This is a genomic window from Stenotrophomonas sp. ATCM1_4 (assembly GCF_004348115.1).
GTDB classification, from domain to species: Bacteria; Pseudomonadota; Gammaproteobacteria; order Xanthomonadales; family Xanthomonadaceae; genus Stenotrophomonas; species Stenotrophomonas capsici.
Window position 1 is genome coordinate 3,618,883 of sequence record NZ_QPFB01000001.1, and the last position, 15,289, is coordinate 3,634,171.

The following is a 15,289-nucleotide window of genomic DNA, read 5'->3' on the forward strand; positions in this document are numbered from 1 at the left end:
GCGCATGCCCTTCCTTCGCCGCCCACGACGACGTGTCCACACCTGGCTGCTGCTGGCCGGGCTGGCCGTGCTCGTCGCCCTGGTCAGCCTGGCGGTGATGCGCCACCTGGAGCGGCGCAGCCTGCAGGCCGACGCGGCGCAGGCGCGCGAACAGCTGCGCCTGAAGGCCGATGCGATGCAGGCATTGATCGAACGCTACGGCGTGTTGCCGGCGGTGCTGGCGCTGGACCCTGACATCCGCGCCGCATTGCTGCGACCGGACGCCCCGGCCGGCGTCTTCGATTCGCTCAACCACAAGCTGGAAGCGGTCAATGGCGCGGCCACCACCTCGACGCTGACCCTGCTCGATCGCAACGGGCTGGCCGTGGCCGCCAGCAACTGGCGCATCCCCGGGTCCAGCAACGTCGGCAACAACTACCGCTTCCGCCCCTATTTCCAGCGCGCCATGCAGGAAGGCAGTGGCACCTTCTACGCCGAGGGCGTGACCACCGCGGTGCCCGGCTACTTCCTGTCCGAGGCAGTCCGCGACGCCCAGGGCGTGCCGGTCGGGGTGGTCGTGGTCAAGGTGGTGCTGCGTCCGCTGGAAGCCAGCTGGGGCGAGATGCCCGAGACCGTGTTCGCCAACGACGGCAATGGCGTGATCTTCCTGTCCAGCCGCCCCACGTGGCGCTACCAGGTGCTTCACCAGCTCGATGCCGCCATCCGTGGCCGGCTGGCCAACACCCGCCAGTACGGGCCAGTGCCGCGCGAGCAGTTGGAGTACCGCCCGATCGAGGACCTCGGCGACGGCGTGCGCCGGGTGCGCCTGCCCGACGCCGGCGACGTCATCTGGATCTCGCAGCCGCTGCCACGCCAGGGCTGGTCCCTGAACCTGCTGCGCGCCAGCCACGACAGCCTGGCCACCGCGCGCACCCAGGCCGCGCTGATCGGCGCCGGCCTGCTCGCACTGGCACTGCTCGGCTTCGTGCTGTGGCAACGCCGCCGGCTTGCCCAGCTGCGCGAGCGCAGCCGCGTCGAGCTCGAACGCATGGTCAAGCACCACGCGCAGGAACTGCGCACCGCCCAGGATGGCCTGGTACAGGCCGCGCACGCCGCCGACTACGGCGAAAGCCAGAGCCTGCAGCACCTGCCGCAGGGCGTGTGCGTGGTGGACGCCCAGCTCAACCTGGTGGCGTGGAACCGCCGCTATGTCGAGCTGTTCCGCTTCCCGCCCGGCTTCATCCACGTCGGCCGGCCGATCGCCGATGTCTTCCTGTTCAACGCGCGCCGTGGCCTGCTCGGTCCCGGCCCCATCGATGAGGCCATCGAGCGCCGGCTCAACCACCTGCGCTCGGGCAAGCCGCACATGCATGAGCGCGAACGCAGCGATGGCAGCGTCATCGAGATCCGCGGAAACCCTCTGCCGGACGGCGGCTTCGTCACCAGCTACGCCGACATCACCGCCTACAAGAACGCCGCGCGCGACCTGCGCTCGCTCGCCGACGCACTGACCCAGCGCGTGGACGAGCGTACCCGTGACCTGGCCGGCGCCAAGCGCGAGGCCGAGGATGCCAACCGCTCCAAGACCCGTTTCGTCGCCGCGGCCGTGCACGACCTGCTGCAGCCACTCAACGCCGCGCGCATGTTCCTGTCGGCGCTGCGCGGGCGCTTGCCCGACGAGGGCACGCGCCAGATCGCCGAACACATCGACAGTGCATTGACCGCGCAGGACGGCATCCTCAACAGCCTGCTGGACATCTCGCGGCTGGAGTCCGGCGCGCTGGAAACCCGGATCCAGGACTTCGCGCTGGACCCGCTGCTGGATGCCCTGGCCAAGGAATTCGGCATCCTGGCCACCGCGCGCGGGCTGCGGCTGGACTACGTCCGCACCCAGGCGGTGGTGCGCTCGGACCGCGCCCTGCTGCGCCGCGTGCTGCAGAACTTCCTGTCCAACGCCATCCGCTACACCCCGCGCGGGCGCATCGTGCTGGGCTGCCGCCGCGAAGGTGAGCGCATCCGCATCGAGGTGCACGACAGCGGCCCAGGCATCGCCGAAGCCCGCCACCGGGAAATCTTCGAGGAATTCCACCGGCTGGACGGCAACGACGCCAGCGAGCGCGGCACCGGGCTGGGCCTGGCCATCGTCGAGCGCATCGCACGCCTGCTCGACCACCCGATCCGGCTGCGTTCGGTGCTGGAGCACGGCAGTGTGTTCTCGGTCAGCGTGCCACGCGGCGAACATGCCGGCACCGCCCTGCCCGCTTCCGTCACCGCGGCCGAGGAGCTGCGGGGTGACTCATTGCTGGACGGCTGCCGGGTCTGGTGCGTGGATGACGATGCGCTGGTCAGCCGCGCCACCCACGTGCTGCTGGAACGCTGGGGTTGCCAGGTACTGTTGTCCGGCAATGCCGATGACGCGCTGGCAGCGGCCGAGCCGGGCAGCGCGCCGGACCTGCTGCTGCTCGACGTGCGCCTGGGCGCACTCAGCGGGCCGGAACTGCTGCCGCTGCTGCAGCAGCGCTGGCAGCAGGCCCCGGCGGTGATCCTGTACACCGCCGAGCAGGACCCGGCGCTGCGTGCACTCGCCCGCGAGAACGGCTGGCACTTCCTGTCCAAGCAGGCGCGCACCTCGGCGCTGCGCGCCCTGCTGACCCACGCCTGCCAGCGCGCACGCTGAGTCGGTGCTCGTTGCTCAGGCGCCCGCGTCGGGCAGGCCGGGGTCGCCTTCCGGCTCCAGCGCCTTGACCAGCAACGCCGCCTGCGTGCGGCTGTTGCATTCGAGCTTCTTCAGGATCGCGGTGACATGCACCTTGACCGTGTTCTCGGCCAACCCCAGCTCGTAGGCGATCTGCTTGTTGAGCAGGCCATCGGCCACGCATACCAGCACCCGGAATTGCTGCGGGGTCAGCCGGGCCAGGCGCGCGGCCAGCAACGCATCGCGCTCGGAGCGCTCGGCCGCCAGCGGCGGGAAGCAGGTGTCACCGGCCATCACCGCGGTGACCGCGTTGCGGATGGCCTCTACCGGCGCCGACTTGGGAATGAAGCCGACCGCACCGAACTGCTGCGCGCGCCGGATCACCCGCGGGTGGTCGTTGGAGGAAATGATGATGACCGGGATGTCCGGGCGCTCGCCGCGCAACCACACCAGCGAGGAGAAGCCGCGTGCCCCGGGCATGCTCAGGTCGAGCAGCACCAGGTCCACCTCCGGGTGCTCGTCCAGCGCCTGGGTCAGGGCCGAGGCGCTGGCCACCTCCAGGGTCTGCCCGACCGCCACGCCATCGCGCAGCGCATGCAGCACCGCCGCGCGGAACAGCGGGTGATCATCGGCGACGAGGACCTTGGCCAGGTTCATGCCGCCAGTGTGGCACGCACCCCGGCCGCTCGCCCTACTACCAATGCGTTATTGGCCGCCACGGCCAGGCTGCTATGGTCCGCCTCCCGACCCGGCATCCCCACAGGCACAGCCAGCTCATGCAACGCTCCCGCATCCCGTTGTTGTCCGCCCTGTTGCTGCCGGCCCTCGCACCGGCCGCGCATGCCAGTGATGATGTCAGCATCAAGTTCAGCGGGCGCCTGTACTACGACGTGGCGCGCTTCGACAACGATGACCGCGGCAGCCGCGAGCGTGACAACGATGACCTGCGTGCCGCGTGGCTGGCCGCCTCGGGCAGTTTCCACGGCGTCGACTACAAGCTCGAGGGCGACTTCGCCGGCCACCGCCCGGTGGCGCGCGATGTCTACCTGGCGCGCCGCTTCGGCACCACCACGGTGACGGTGGGCCAGTTCAAGCAGTTCTTCACCCTGGACGACCGCGCCAGCGCCAACCACATTCCGACGCTCGAGCGCAGCTACCTGGCGCAGACGCTGGCCCCGACCTACCGGCTCGGCGTGGGCGCAAACGGTTACCGGGACGGCCTGTTCTGGAGCGGCAGCGCCTACAGCCTGGAAAGCATCGACGCCTGGAAGGTGAAGGGCCGCGGCCTGGGCGGGCGCGCCGGCTACGTGCCGTGGAGCGAGCCTGGCCACGTCCTGCACCTGGCCGCCGCGGTCGCCCGCGAGGACTACGACAATCCCGGCCGCAGCGGCGCGGCGGCCCTGCGCGTGCAGCCGCGCGTGGCCGGCTACTTCGGTGACAACAGCCGCCTGTTGTTGCTCGACTTCCGCAACGGCCGCGACGTGCAGGTCGACAAGTACGGGCTGGAGGCCGCCGGCGTTCACCAGGCCTGGTCCTGGCAGGCCGAGTATGGCGCCGCCCACTACGACGACGGCCAGCAGAAGGCCAGGGTCCGCTCCGGCTACGTGCAGGGCAGTTGGCTGTTGACCGGCGAACCACGCAGCTACGACGCCCGCACCGGTCGCTTCGTGCAGCTCAAGCCTGCCCGGGAGGGCGGCGCCTGGGAGCTGGTGGCACGCTATGACCACATCCAGGGCGAGCAATGGCCCCAGACCCGTCGCGACCAGACTGCCGATGCCTGGACCGTGGGCGTGAACTGGTACGCGGTCAAGCACCTGCGGGTGATGGTGGACTGGACCGACACCCGCCGCCGTGATGAACTGGCCGCGCGTACCCTGGACCACACCGGCGTGCTCGCCGGGCGCGTGCAGCTGGACTTCTGAGCCACGGCCGTCGCCCACACACTGCCGCAAAGAAAATAATTTTCACACAACCCTTCCTGTGATACACAATAGGCCGCCGCGAATCGGGCGCGCTAGCACGGGGAAAGGACGTTGTCCAAAGAAAATTACTTTCATTCCGAAGCACCCCTGGAAGGCAAGGGCCTGCCTGCCGGAGGTCCGTGGACATCGGCCGGCCTCGCTGCACGGGGCGCCTCGATCCTGGATGAGGACGTCAGCCTGCCCGTGGCGGTGCTGAGCGAACCGGCGCTGCGGCACAACCTGGAATGGATGCGCCGCTTCTGCCTGGCCTATGGCTGCCAGCTGGCCCCGCACGGCAAGACCACGATGAGCCCGGCCCTGTTCCGGATGCAGCTCGACGCCGGTGCGTGGGGCATCACCCTGGCCACCGCCGCGCAGACCGCCAGCGCCTACGCGCACGGCGTGCGCCGCGTGCTGATGGCCAACCAGCTGGTCGGCCGCGGCAACTTCGACCTGATCGCGCAGCTGCAGGCGCAGGACCCGGACTTCTGGTTTGCCTGCGTGGTCGATTCGGCCGACAACGTGGCCGCACTCGGCCGCTATTTCCGCCAACGCGGGCAGACCCTCAAGGTGTTGCTGGAAATCGGCATGGCCGGTGGCCGCACCGGCGTGCGCGACCCGGCCCAGGCGCAGGCGGTGCTGGACGAGATCCGCCGTTGGCCCGATGCGGTGGCGCTGGTCGGCGTGGAAGTCTACGAAGGCGTGGCCAAGGACGAGGCCGGCGTACGCGCCCTGCTGCAGCGCAGCCTGGCGCAGTGGCAGGCGATCCAGGCCGACGCCGGTTTCGCGGCCAGCCCGGCCCTGCTCAGTGGCGCCGGCTCGGCCTGGTTCGACGTGGTGGCCGAGGAGTTCTCGGCGCTGTCCGGCCGCACCGACGCGCAGGTGGTCCTGCGCCCGGGCTGCTACCTGAGCCATGACGTGGGCATCTACCAGCAGGCAATCACCCGCATCCAGGCCAGCAACCCGGTGGCGCGCGACATCGGCAGCAGCCTGCAGCCGGCGCTGCGGCTGTGGGCCTGCGTGCAGTCACGCCCCGAACCCACCCGCGCGATCATCGCGCTGGGCAAGCGCGATGCCGCCTTCGATGCCGGCTTCCCGGTCCCTGCCCTGCACCACCGTCCCGGCGACGCCGCGCCTGGCGCCGCCGCCGTGCATTGGCGGATCAGCGCGATGATGGACCAGCACGCCTTCCTCGACGTGCAGGCCGACGACGACCTGCGCGTGGGCGACCTGCTCTGCTTCGACATCTCCCATCCGTGCCTGACCTTCGACAAGTGGCGCCACCTGCTGGTGGTCGATGACGCGCAGCGCGTCGTCGGCGCCGTTTCCACGCAGTTCTGAGTGCCGCCACGGGGGAGCTTGCCTGCATGACCGCTGGAAACCTGCTATTGCTCTACGCCGGCCTGTCGATCCTGGCGCTGATCGTGTTGATCGCCCGCTTCCGGCTCAATCCTTTCATCAGCGTCACCCTGGTCTCGGTGGGCCTGGCCCTGCTGGCCGGCATGCCGGCCCCGGAGATCCTGCCCGCCTACGAGCAGGGCGTGGGCAAGACGCTGGGCCACATCGCGCTGATCGTGGCGCTGGGCACCATGCTCGGCAAGATGATGGCCGAGTCCGGCGGCGCCGAACGCATCGCGCGCACGCTGATCGCCCGTTTCGGCCCGAAGAACGTGCACTGGGCGATGATGCTGATCGCCTTCTGCATCGGCCTGCCGATCTTCTTCGAGGTCGGTTTCGTGCTGCTGATCCCGATCGCGCTCAACGTCGCCCGCCGCACCGGCGTGCCGCTGCTGCTGGTCGGCCTGCCGATGGTGGCCGGGCTGTCGGTGGTGCACGGGCTGGTGCCGCCGCATCCGGCCGCGATGCTGGCCGTGCATGCCTACGGCGCCGACGTCGGCCGCACCGTGTTCTATGCACTGCTGGTCGGCCTGCCCACCGCGGCACTGGCCGGTCCGGTGTTCGCCAGGTTCGTTGCACCCCGGGTGACGCTGCCCGCGCACAATCCGATGGAAGCGGCACTGCTGGACGAAGGCCACAGCCGCATCCCCGATGACCAGCTGCCCGGCTTCGGCATCACCCTGGCCACCCTGCTGCTGCCGGTGCTGCTGATGCTGCTCGGCGGCTGGGCCGACCAGATCGCCACGCCCGGCTCGCCGCTCAACCACGGCCTGCGCTTCATCGGCCACTCGGTGGTGGCGCTGCTGCTGGCCACCTTGATGAGCTTCATCACCCTGGGCCTGCTGCGCGGCTTCAACCGCGACCAGATCCTGAAGTTCTCGCAGGAGTGCCTGGCCCCGACCGCGGCGATCACGCTGCTGGTCGGCGCCGGCGGCGGCCTCAACGGCATCCTGGTCCACACCGGCGTGGCCAGCGAGATCATCGGCCTGTCGCAGCGCTTTGACCTGTCCCCGCTGCTGATGGGCTGGACCATGGCCGCGCTGATGCGCATCGCCACCGGCTCGGCCACGGTCGCCATGACCACGGCATCCGGCATCGTCGCCCCGATCGCCGCGGCGATGGGCTACGCCCACCCGGAACTGCTGGTGCTGGCCACCGGCGCCGGCTCGGTGGTGCTGTCACACGTCAACGACGGCGGCTTCTGGCTGGTCAAGGAATACTTCAACATGAGCGTGGCCCAGACCTTCAAGACCTGGACCGTGCTTGAAACCCTCATCTCCGTCACCGCGCTGCTGCTGGTGATGGCTCTCTCCATGGTGCTTTGAACCATGTCCCAGAACACCTTCGACATCGTCTACGAACTGCGCCAGCGGCTGCATGAGTTCAGCCCGGTGGAAGCCCGCATCGCCAACGCCATCCTCGCCGACGTCGATGCCGCCGCGCAGTACGGCGTCAGCGAACTGGCCGAACGCGCCGAAGTCAGTGCCGCGGCCATCTCACGCTTCGCCAAGGCGCTGGGCTGCGAACACGTGCGCGAACTGCGCGCGCGACTGGCCTCGGCCAGCGCGGTCGGCAAGCGCTTCCTCGAACAGCAGAACGCACCGCCGGTGTCGGCGCTGTACGCGCAGATCTGCGACGACATCCAGGAAAGCCTGCGCCACAACATCGCCAACCTGAAGGAAGACGTGGTCCAGGCGCTGGCCGATGCGCTGTGCAGCGCGCGCATGATCCACATCTTCGGTCTGGGCGGCTGTTCCACCGTGTTCGCGCAGGAGCTGCAGAGCCGGCTGGTGCGCTTCGGCCGGCCGGTGTCGGCGTGCAGCGATGCACTGATGATGAAGATCATCGCCGCCACGCTCGGCCCGGACGACCTGGTGCTGGCCCTGTCGGTCAGCGGCATCACCCCGGAAATCGTCTCGGCGGTGGACATCGCGCGTACCTATGGCGCGCGCGTGGGCGCCATCACCCAGGCCGACACCGCGCTGGCCGAACGCAGCGACTGGCTGCTGCCGATCCAGATCGAGGAGACCGATTTCGTGTTCAAGCCCTCGGCATCGCGCTACGCGATGATGCTGGCCATCGACGTGCTTTCCACCACCACCGCGCTCAATGGCGCCAATGCCAACCACGAGCACCTGCGCCGCATCAAGCTGGCGCTGGACCGCCACCGTGGCGGCGACTCGCGCCTGCCGCTGGGTGATTGATCCATGCATGACGTACTGATCCGCAACGCGCTGGTCCTGGATGGCAGCGACACTGCCGGCGTCCACGCCGACCTGGCCATCCGTGATGGCCGCATCGCCGCCATCGGCCAGCTCGATGCCCCGGCCCGCGAGGTGATCGACGCGCAGGGGCTGGCGCTGGCGCCGGGCTTCATCGACGTGCACACCCACGACGACCTGGAAGTGATCCGCAACCCGGACATGCGCAGCAAGCTGTCCCAGGGCGTGACCACCGTGGTGGTCGGCAACTGCGGCATCAGCGCCAGCCCGGTGCGCATCCACGGCGAGGTGCCGGACCCGATGAACCTGCTCGGCGAGGCCGACGATTTCCGTTACGCCGATTTCGCCAGCTACCGCGATGCCGTGCAGCTCGCCCGGCCGGCGGTCAACGTGGCCGCACTGGTCGGCCACACCGCGCTGCGCCAGAACCACATGGACCGGCTGGACCGTGCCGCCAGCGCCAACGAGATCAGCGCCATGCGCGCGCAGCTGCGCGAAAGCCTGGCGCAGGGCGCACTGGGCCTGAGCAGTGGCCTGGCTTATGCCTCCGCCTTCGATGCCCCCTCCGCCGAAGTGGCCGAGCTGGCCGCCGAGCTGCCGGCCGGCGGCCTGTATGCGACCCATCTGCGCGATGAGTTCGCCGGCATCCTGGCCGCGATGGAGGAAGCCTTCGACGCGGCGCGGGCACCGCAGGCCGGCGTGCGCGTGTCGCACCTCAAGTGCGCCGGCATCGACAACTGGGGCCGCAGCCACCAGGTGCTCGATCGCCTGCAGTCCGCCTCGGCCACGCAGGATGTCGCCTGCGACTGCTACCCCTATGCGGCCAGCGCCTCGACGCTGGACCTGAAGCAGGTCACCGACGCCTACGACATCCTGATCACCTGGTCCGAGGCCGAGCCCGGCCAGGGCGGACGCCTGCTCGCCGAGATCGCCGCCGACTGGAACTTGTCGCTGATGGACGCCGCGATCCGCCTGCAGCCGGCCGGCGCGGTCTACCACTGCATGGACGAGGCCGACGTACGCCGCATCCTGGCCCACCCGCTGACCATGATCGGCTCCGACGGCCTGCCGCGTGATCCCCGCCCGCACCCGCGCCTGTGGGGCACGTTCCCGCGGGTGCTCGGCCACTACGCGCGCGACGAACAGCTGTTCCCGCTGCATACCGCCGTGCACAAGATGACCGGCCTGCCCGCCTCGCGCTTCGCGATGGGCGCGCGTGGCCAGCTGCGTGCCGGCTGGTGGGCCGACCTGGTGCTGTTCGACCCGGCCCGCATCCGCGACACCGCCAGCTTCCACGACCCGATCCGCGCGGCCGAAGGCATCGCCGCGGTCTGGGTCAACGGCCAGCTGGCCTACGACGGCCGGCAGGTCGTCGCCCGGCCGGGCCGCTTCATCCGCCCCGAGCCGGCGCCGGCCCCCTGATTGCAATCCAACCGAGGAACCCCCCATGAGTGACATCACACGCTATGGCGCCGAAGGCGGCGTCGGCCAGGGCAAGCAGCACATGCCGTTCTCGCGCGCGGTCCAGGCCGATGGCTGGCTGTACGTGTCCGGGCAGGTGCCGATGCGCAACGGCGAACTGGTCGGCGGCACCGTCACCGAACAGGCCCACGTGGCCATCGGCAACGTGCTGGAGATCCTGACCGAGGCCGGCTATGGCCCCGAGCACGTGGTCCGCTGCGGCGTCTGGCTGGACGATGCCCGCGACTTCTACGCCTTCAACGGCGTGTTCAAGCACTACTTCGGCGAGCACCCGCCGGCCCGCGCCTGCGTGGAGAACCGGATGGTGGTGGACTGCAAGGTGGAAGTGGACTGCGTGGCCTACAAGCGTCCGCAACGCTGAATCCGCTGCCCGTACCGGTATACACGCCGGCACGGGAGGGACCAGTGCCATCGGGCCCGGGTTGATCTTGGCCGCCAGTCACGACAAAGTCGCGGATTGTCTGGTTGAGGGGCCTGCCCATGATCCATCTTGATGCCGTACAGACGGTGGCCTTCGCGGGCCTGACGCTGTTCGCGGGATATGCGCTGTGCCGCGTCATCCCCTTCTTCCGCCGCTACAACCTGCCTGAGCCGGTGGTTGGCGGCCTGCTGGTCGCGTTGGCGGTGTGGTGGGCCCATGGACAACAGACCACGCTGTTCGAGCTGGACACCACGCTCAAGACACCGCTGATGGTGGCCTTCTTCACCACCCTGGGCATCAATGCCAGCGTGCGCCTGCTGCGCGTCAGCGGCAAGCAGGTGATGTTGTTCCTGCTGATCGGCAGCGTGTTCGCGGTGCTGCAGAACCTGATCGGCATCAGCGTGGCCAAACTGTTCGGCCTGAACCCGATGTTCGGCGTGCTGGCCGGCTCGGCCACGCTGACCGGTGGCCCGGCCACCGGCCTGGCATTCGCGCCCCTGTTCGAGAAGGCAGGCCTGGCCGGTGCCGAGAGCCTGGCGGTCACCGCCGCGATGGCCGGCATCATCTGCGGCGGCCTGGTGGGTGGCCCGGTGATCACCGTGCTGATGCAACGCTTCAAGGTGCAGCACCCGAACAAGAAGGTCACCGAAGCCGAGCAGCTGGCCGAGGAATCGGTGGTGGTGCGCTACCCCAGTGAATCGGCCCGCGAGTTCGACGCACTCAAGAGCATCGTCGTGCTGCTGATGGCGATGTGGCTGGGCGTCTGGGTCGGCAAGGGCTTCGAAGGCATCGGCCTGACCCTGCCCACCTACATCGGCGCGATGCTGGTCGGCGCGGTGATCCGCAACGTGGACGACTACACCGGCTGGGTCAAGCTGTCGGTGCCGACCACCGACCTGATCGGCAACATCTGCCTTGCGCTGTTCCTGGCCATCGCCCTGATGGACCTGAAGCTGTGGGAACTGGCCGGCATGGGCCTGCCACTGCTGGTCAACCTGATCATCCAGGTGGCCGTGGTCGCGTTGTTCGCGGTGCCGATCTACTGGCTGATGGGCCGCGACTACGACGCGGCGGTGATGGGCGGCGGCTTCATCGGCTTCATGCTCGGCACCACCGCCAACGCGATGGCGGTGATGCGCCGCCTGGCCCAGCGCTATGGCCCGGCACCGCGTGCATTCCTGGTGGCACCGCTGGTGGGCGCGTTCTTCATCGACTTCATCAATGCGCTGATCATCACCGGCTTCCTGAACTTCTGGCCGCACTGAGCGGCCGGTTCCGTGCGCCACACCCGTGCCCATGGGCGCGGGTTGGCGCGACAATGGCCAACTCTGTCCACCGCGTGCGTTTCCCCCGATGACCGCATCCGCTGCCCCCCTTGCCACCGGCCATGACCTGATCATCATCGGTGCCGGCGTGGTTGGCCTGGCCAGTGCCTACGCCGCTGCACGGCGCGGCGCATCGGTGTTGCTGGTGGACCGCAACGCCGGTCCTGCGCTGGGCACGTCCTTCGCCAACGGCGCGCAGCTGAGCTACGTCTACACCGACGCGATGGCCGGCCCGGCCACGTGGGGGCAGCTGCCGCAGATGGCCTTCGGCCGCAACGGCGCATTCCGCACGCACTGGTCGGCGGACCTGGACTTCGTGCGCTGGGGCCTGTCCTTCCTGCGCCAGGCCAATGCCGGCGCACTGCGCCGCAATACGCTGGCCACGCTGGAACTGGCGCTGGAATCGCGCCAAGCCATGCAGGCGCTGCTGCAGCGCCATCCCATCGCGTTCGACCACGTCGTCTCCGGCAAGCTGCACCTGTATCCCAGCAGCGACGGCGTGCAGGGCGCGGCCGGCATGATCGCGCTGAAGCAGCCCTACGGCGTGCACCAGCGGCTGGTCGATGCCGAGCAGGCACGCCGCATCGAACCGGCCCTGCACGGCGCGCCGTGGCTGGCCGGTGCGGTGTACTCGCCCGAGGAGGAAGCCGGCGACCCCTACCTGTTCAGTACCGGATTGCTGGACATCCTCACCGGCCAGTATCCGGTGCAGGCCGCGTTCGACTTCGACACCCGCACCCTGCAACGCCGGGACGGCCAATGGCAGCTGCAGGCCGCCGACGGGCGCCGGGCGCAGGCACCACGCGTGCTGGTCTGCGCCGGCATCGACAGCGCGCGCCTGCTGCGGCCGGCCGGCATGCGCGTGCCGGTGATGGCGATCAAGGGGTACTCGTTCACCGCGCCCTGCGGGGCCAACGCGCCGCAGGTCAGCATCACCGACACCAAGCGCAAGCTGGTGTTCTGCCGGCTGGGCGAGCGCATCCGCGTGGCCGGCCTGGCCGACCTCAACGACTGGGACCCGACGCCCGATCCGACCCGCATGGCGCAACTGGTCGCCATGGCCCAGGCCTCGTTGCCGGAAGCGGCGGACTACACACGCATCGAAAGCCGCTGGGCGGGCCTGCGCCCGGTCACGCCGTGGACCTCGCCGATCATCCGCAACCTCGGCGACGGGCTAGGCTGCAACATCGGCCACGGCATGCTCGGCTGGACCCTTGCGATGGGCAGCGGCGAACGCGCGGTCAGCCAACTGCTCGGCGCACCCTGAGCCGCGTCAGCGTTCGCCGATCTGGTCCATGCGGATGCGGTTGGCGAACAGCGAGAACGCCAGTGCGCCGGCCAGGCCATTGGCGCGGGTGATCCAGTGCGGCAGCCAGCGCGGCGGTGCCAGCACCCCGGCCTCGAACAGCGGCGCCAGTGCCTGCGCGTCGCCCAGCGTCATCTTGCCGGCGAACAGCCAGCGGCAGACCTGCAGCTTTTCCTCGCGCAGCATCTGCCGGAAGAAGGTATGCACCGCCACCAGGCCACGCAGGTACACCGTGTCCTTGGTGAAGGCCGCGCCCCCGCCGGTAGGCACGCCACGGAACACGCGCTGGGCCGAGGAGAAACTCTCCTCGGCGGTCTGCCCGGCCTGGCGGAAATACTCGAACACCTGGATGAAGTCGGCGCCGGCGCGCGCCATCGCGATCGCCTCGATGCGCAGGCTGATGCGCTTGAGCCGCTGGATGTCGATGCTGCCGGTGATCTGCTCGGCGAACGTGGCCAGGCCTTCCTGGGTGGTGGTGATGCGCGGCGAGGACAACGCCAGGCTCGGCAGCACCGCCTGCTCGCGGCCGTTGAGCGCGGTCAGCGAATGCACCAGCGCTTCATGGTGGAACAGCTGCGCACGGTCATAGGCGCTGAAGCAGGCACTGGTGCGCACGCGGATGCGGGTGGCGCCGGCGGCGGCCTTGGCGATCAGCGCCGGGTCCAGTTCGACGCTGATCACCCGCCCGCCGAAGAAGTCGTCCAGGTCCCCCTGCAGCTGCAACTGCAGCGCGATGGACGACACCGGCACCTGCTCCTCGGGGGCAAGCAGTTCGTGGTCCAGCTCCTGCGCGATCTGGATGAAGTGCTGTGCGGCCTCGCGCGTGGTCGGGCCGTTGCCGGGCATCGGCTGCTCGGGCACGCCGAACAGTTCGGTGGAGTAGCGGTCCACCTCCGGCGTTCCCAGCGCTTCGAGCAGGCGCGCGGCCAGGTCCCAGCTGCGCGCGGAGTCCTGCACGTAGGCACCGAGCGGGTGGCTCCCATCACACTGGCCCAGGATCGCGTCCAGCTCGCGCCGTGCATCACTGAAATCCAGCCGGGGGTAGGCCACCTGCGGCAGCTCGGGCCGACCACGCGCCACGCTCTGCAGGAACGGCGCCTGCGTCGATGCCGGCCAGCTGGTCAGGCCGAGCAGGCGGATGCCGCGCACCGCCTCCACCATGCGCGCGTCCAGTGCCGCGTGGTGGCTGATGGCCGGGTCGTGGTTGCGGATGGTCTTGCCCATGGTTGCCTCGAACATTGCCCCGTCACCGGCCGCGACGCTCAGCGCCGCTTGCCCTTGCCGACCGGGCGCCACTGCGCGCCACGGCCGGTGTTCCTGCGCTCGCTGGCCTGCTCGGCCTGGCGCTGCGCCAGCTTGGCCGCGGCGATGGCCACTTCCTCGCGCAGCTTGAAGTAGTTCAGCACCCGGCTCTCTTCGATCTCGCCGTTCTCGATCGCTTCGCGCACCGCGCAGCCAGGTTCCTGCTGGTGCGCGCAATCGCGGAAACGGCACTGCGTGGTCAGCGCCTCGATGTCGGCGAAGCCACCCTCGGAAAGCATTTCCTCGCCGGTGGGCTTCAACTCGCGCATGCCCGGGGTGTCGATCAGGCAGGCGCCGGTCGGCAGCGGCATCAGCGCACGGTGCGTGGTGGTGTGGCGGCCGCGCGAATCGTTCTCGCGCACGCTGTTGGTCTTCATCCGGTCTTCGCCCAGCAACGTGTTGGTGAGCGTGGATTTGCCGGCGCCGGACGAGCCCACCAGCACCACGGTGTTGCCCGGCTGCAGCCAGGGCTCCAGCGCGGCCACGCTGGCCGGGTCCTTGCCGTTGATCGCCAGCAGCGGAATCTGCTGGGCAGCCAGGTCTTCCAGCACGGCCAGCGCGTCTTCGCTGTACTCGGTCTGGTCGGCCTTGGTCAGCACCACCACCGGTGCCGCGCCACCACCGCCCACCAACAACAGGTAGCGCTCGATGCGGCGCGGGTTGAAGTCCGCATCCAGCCCGCAGACGATGAACACCGTGTCGATGTTGGCCGCGATCACCTGCTGGTGGTAATGCTCGCCGGCCGCGCCGCGCTTGATCGAGGTGCGCCGCGGCAGCAGCGCGACGATGCGGATGCCGTCCAGCAGCACCCAGTCGCCCACCGCCGCGCGCTCGTGGCTGGGGAAGCGCGGCCGCTGCCATTCCGGCGGCGATTCGGTCTTCAGGCTGTGCTCCGGCGCGTCGGCCACCACGTAGCCGGAACGATGCTGTTCGATCACCCGCCCCGGCCGGGCCTGGGGGTGCGCGGCGAAAGCGGCCTGCCAGGCCGGGTCCTCGGGAGCGCCGGGCCAGGGCCAGCCGATGCTGCGGAGCGGGGTGAAATCGAAGGCTTCTGTCATCGGGCAATTCTACAAGGCCAGAGCGACCGCTCCCGGACCCGCCCTTCCGCTGCTGCGCTGCAAGGGAGGGGGAAGCCCTTCGGAACGGTTGCGGCACGGGGCGTTGGTTCGCATTGGAACCTTCGCCCCGCAACGCAACA

12 protein-coding genes are annotated in these 15,289 nt (G+C 69.7%); 9 read left to right on the top strand and 3 right to left on the bottom strand.

Annotated features, from left to right (window positions below; all coding sequences use genetic code 11):
- The first annotated feature begins 4 nt into the window (after nucleotides 1-4).
- A complete protein-coding gene (locus tag ATCM_RS16495; RefSeq protein ID WP_132865563.1) occupies nucleotides 5-2,656 on the top strand; it encodes a PAS-domain containing protein in 2,652 nt (883 codons plus the stop codon).
- Between the two features lie 15 nt (nucleotides 2,657-2,671).
- Here the strand turns inward: ATCM_RS16495 and ATCM_RS16500 are convergent, their stop codons facing one another.
- Nucleotides 2,672-3,331, bottom strand: coding sequence for a response regulator transcription factor (locus ATCM_RS16500; protein ID WP_132865564.1), 660 nt, complete (start codon nucleotides 3,329-3,331; stop codon nucleotides 2,672-2,674).
- A gap of 119 nt (nucleotides 3,332-3,450) precedes the next feature.
- On the opposite strand from ATCM_RS16500, the gene ATCM_RS16505 reads away from it, so the two are divergent.
- The 8 genes from ATCM_RS16505 (at nucleotide 3,451) to ATCM_RS16540 (ending at nucleotide 12,750) form a co-directional block, all read left to right on the top strand.
- Entirely contained in the window at nucleotides 3,451-4,596 is a 1,146-nt protein-coding gene (locus tag ATCM_RS16505) for a porin (RefSeq protein WP_132865565.1), read from the top strand.
- Nucleotides 4,597-4,707: 111 nt separating this feature from the next.
- The gene (locus ATCM_RS16510) at nucleotides 4,708-5,976 is read left to right on the top strand and encodes an amino acid deaminase (RefSeq protein WP_132865566.1); all 1,269 of its coding nucleotides are present in this window, start codon (nucleotides 4,708-4,710) and stop codon (nucleotides 5,974-5,976) included.
- A 26-nt stretch (nucleotides 5,977-6,002) separates the two neighbouring features.
- The gene (locus tag ATCM_RS16515) at nucleotides 6,003-7,358 is read left to right on the top strand and encodes a gluconate:H+ symporter (RefSeq protein ID WP_132865567.1); all 1,356 of its coding nucleotides are present in this window, start codon (nucleotides 6,003-6,005) and stop codon (nucleotides 7,356-7,358) included.
- Between the two features lie 3 nt (nucleotides 7,359-7,361).
- On the top strand, nucleotides 7,362-8,237 hold the full coding sequence (locus tag ATCM_RS16520) for a MurR/RpiR family transcriptional regulator (protein WP_132865568.1): 876 nt from the start codon (nucleotides 7,362-7,364) through the stop codon (nucleotides 8,235-8,237).
- A 3-nt stretch (nucleotides 8,238-8,240) separates the two neighbouring features.
- Nucleotides 8,241-9,677 carry a D-aminoacylase gene (locus tag ATCM_RS16525; protein ID WP_132865569.1) on the top strand — a complete coding sequence of 479 codons (1,437 nt, stop codon included), beginning with the start codon at nucleotides 8,241-8,243 and terminating at the stop codon, nucleotides 9,675-9,677.
- Between the two features lie 25 nt (nucleotides 9,678-9,702).
- Nucleotides 9,703-10,098: a RidA family protein gene (locus ATCM_RS16530; protein ID WP_132865570.1), complete on the top strand. Its 396-nt coding sequence runs from the start codon at nucleotides 9,703-9,705 to the stop codon at nucleotides 10,096-10,098.
- Between the two features lie 119 nt (nucleotides 10,099-10,217).
- Complete coding sequence (gene gltS / locus ATCM_RS16535; RefSeq protein ID WP_132865571.1) at nucleotides 10,218-11,423, top strand: sodium/glutamate symporter; 1,206 nt, start codon at nucleotides 10,218-10,220, stop codon at nucleotides 11,421-11,423.
- Nucleotides 11,424-11,511: 88 nt separating this feature from the next.
- Nucleotides 11,512-12,750: an FAD-dependent oxidoreductase gene (locus tag ATCM_RS16540; RefSeq protein WP_165931208.1), complete on the top strand. Its 1,239-nt coding sequence runs from the start codon at nucleotides 11,512-11,514 to the stop codon at nucleotides 12,748-12,750.
- A gap of 6 nt (nucleotides 12,751-12,756) precedes the next feature.
- Here ATCM_RS16540 and ATCM_RS16545 read toward each other — a convergent pair whose 3' ends face one another.
- Both ATCM_RS16545 and rsgA read right to left on the bottom strand, forming a co-directional pair.
- The gene (locus tag ATCM_RS16545) at nucleotides 12,757-14,028 is read right to left on the bottom strand and encodes a flavohemoglobin expression-modulating QEGLA motif protein (protein ID WP_243694040.1); all 1,272 of its coding nucleotides are present in this window, start codon (nucleotides 14,026-14,028) and stop codon (nucleotides 12,757-12,759) included.
- Between the two features lie 23 nt (nucleotides 14,029-14,051).
- Nucleotides 14,052-15,149, bottom strand: a complete 1,098-nt coding sequence (gene rsgA / locus ATCM_RS16550) for a ribosome small subunit-dependent GTPase A (RefSeq protein ID WP_132865573.1) — start codon at nucleotides 15,147-15,149, stop codon at nucleotides 14,052-14,054.
- Nucleotides 15,150-15,289: the final 140 nt, after the last annotated feature.

Bases quoted from the DNA above. Each gene is read 5' to 3' on its own strand.
- ATCM_RS16495 (WP_132865563.1), top strand. From the start codon at position 5: ATGCCCTTCCTTCGCCGCCCACGACGACGTGTCCACACCTGGCTGCTG.
- ATCM_RS16500 (WP_132865564.1), bottom strand. From the start codon at position 3,331: ATGAACCTGGCCAAGGTCCTCGTCGCCGATGATCACCCGCTGTTCCGC.
- ATCM_RS16505 (WP_132865565.1), top strand. From the start codon at position 3,451: ATGCAACGCTCCCGCATCCCGTTGTTGTCCGCCCTGTTGCTGCCGGCC.
- ATCM_RS16515 (WP_132865567.1), top strand. From the start codon at position 6,003: ATGACCGCTGGAAACCTGCTATTGCTCTACGCCGGCCTGTCGATCCTG.
- ATCM_RS16520 (WP_132865568.1), top strand. From the start codon at position 7,362: ATGTCCCAGAACACCTTCGACATCGTCTACGAACTGCGCCAGCGGCTG.
- ATCM_RS16525 (WP_132865569.1), top strand. From the start codon at position 8,241: ATGCATGACGTACTGATCCGCAACGCGCTGGTCCTGGATGGCAGCGAC.
- ATCM_RS16530 (WP_132865570.1), top strand. From the start codon at position 9,703: ATGAGTGACATCACACGCTATGGCGCCGAAGGCGGCGTCGGCCAGGGC.
- gltS (WP_132865571.1), top strand. From the start codon at position 10,218: ATGATCCATCTTGATGCCGTACAGACGGTGGCCTTCGCGGGCCTGACG.
- ATCM_RS16540 (WP_165931208.1), top strand. From the start codon at position 11,512: ATGACCGCATCCGCTGCCCCCCTTGCCACCGGCCATGACCTGATCATC.
- ATCM_RS16545 (WP_243694040.1), bottom strand. From the start codon at position 14,028: ATGTTCGAGGCAACCATGGGCAAGACCATCCGCAACCACGACCCGGCC.
- rsgA (WP_132865573.1), bottom strand. From the start codon at position 15,149: ATGACAGAAGCCTTCGATTTCACCCCGCTCCGCAGCATCGGCTGGCCC.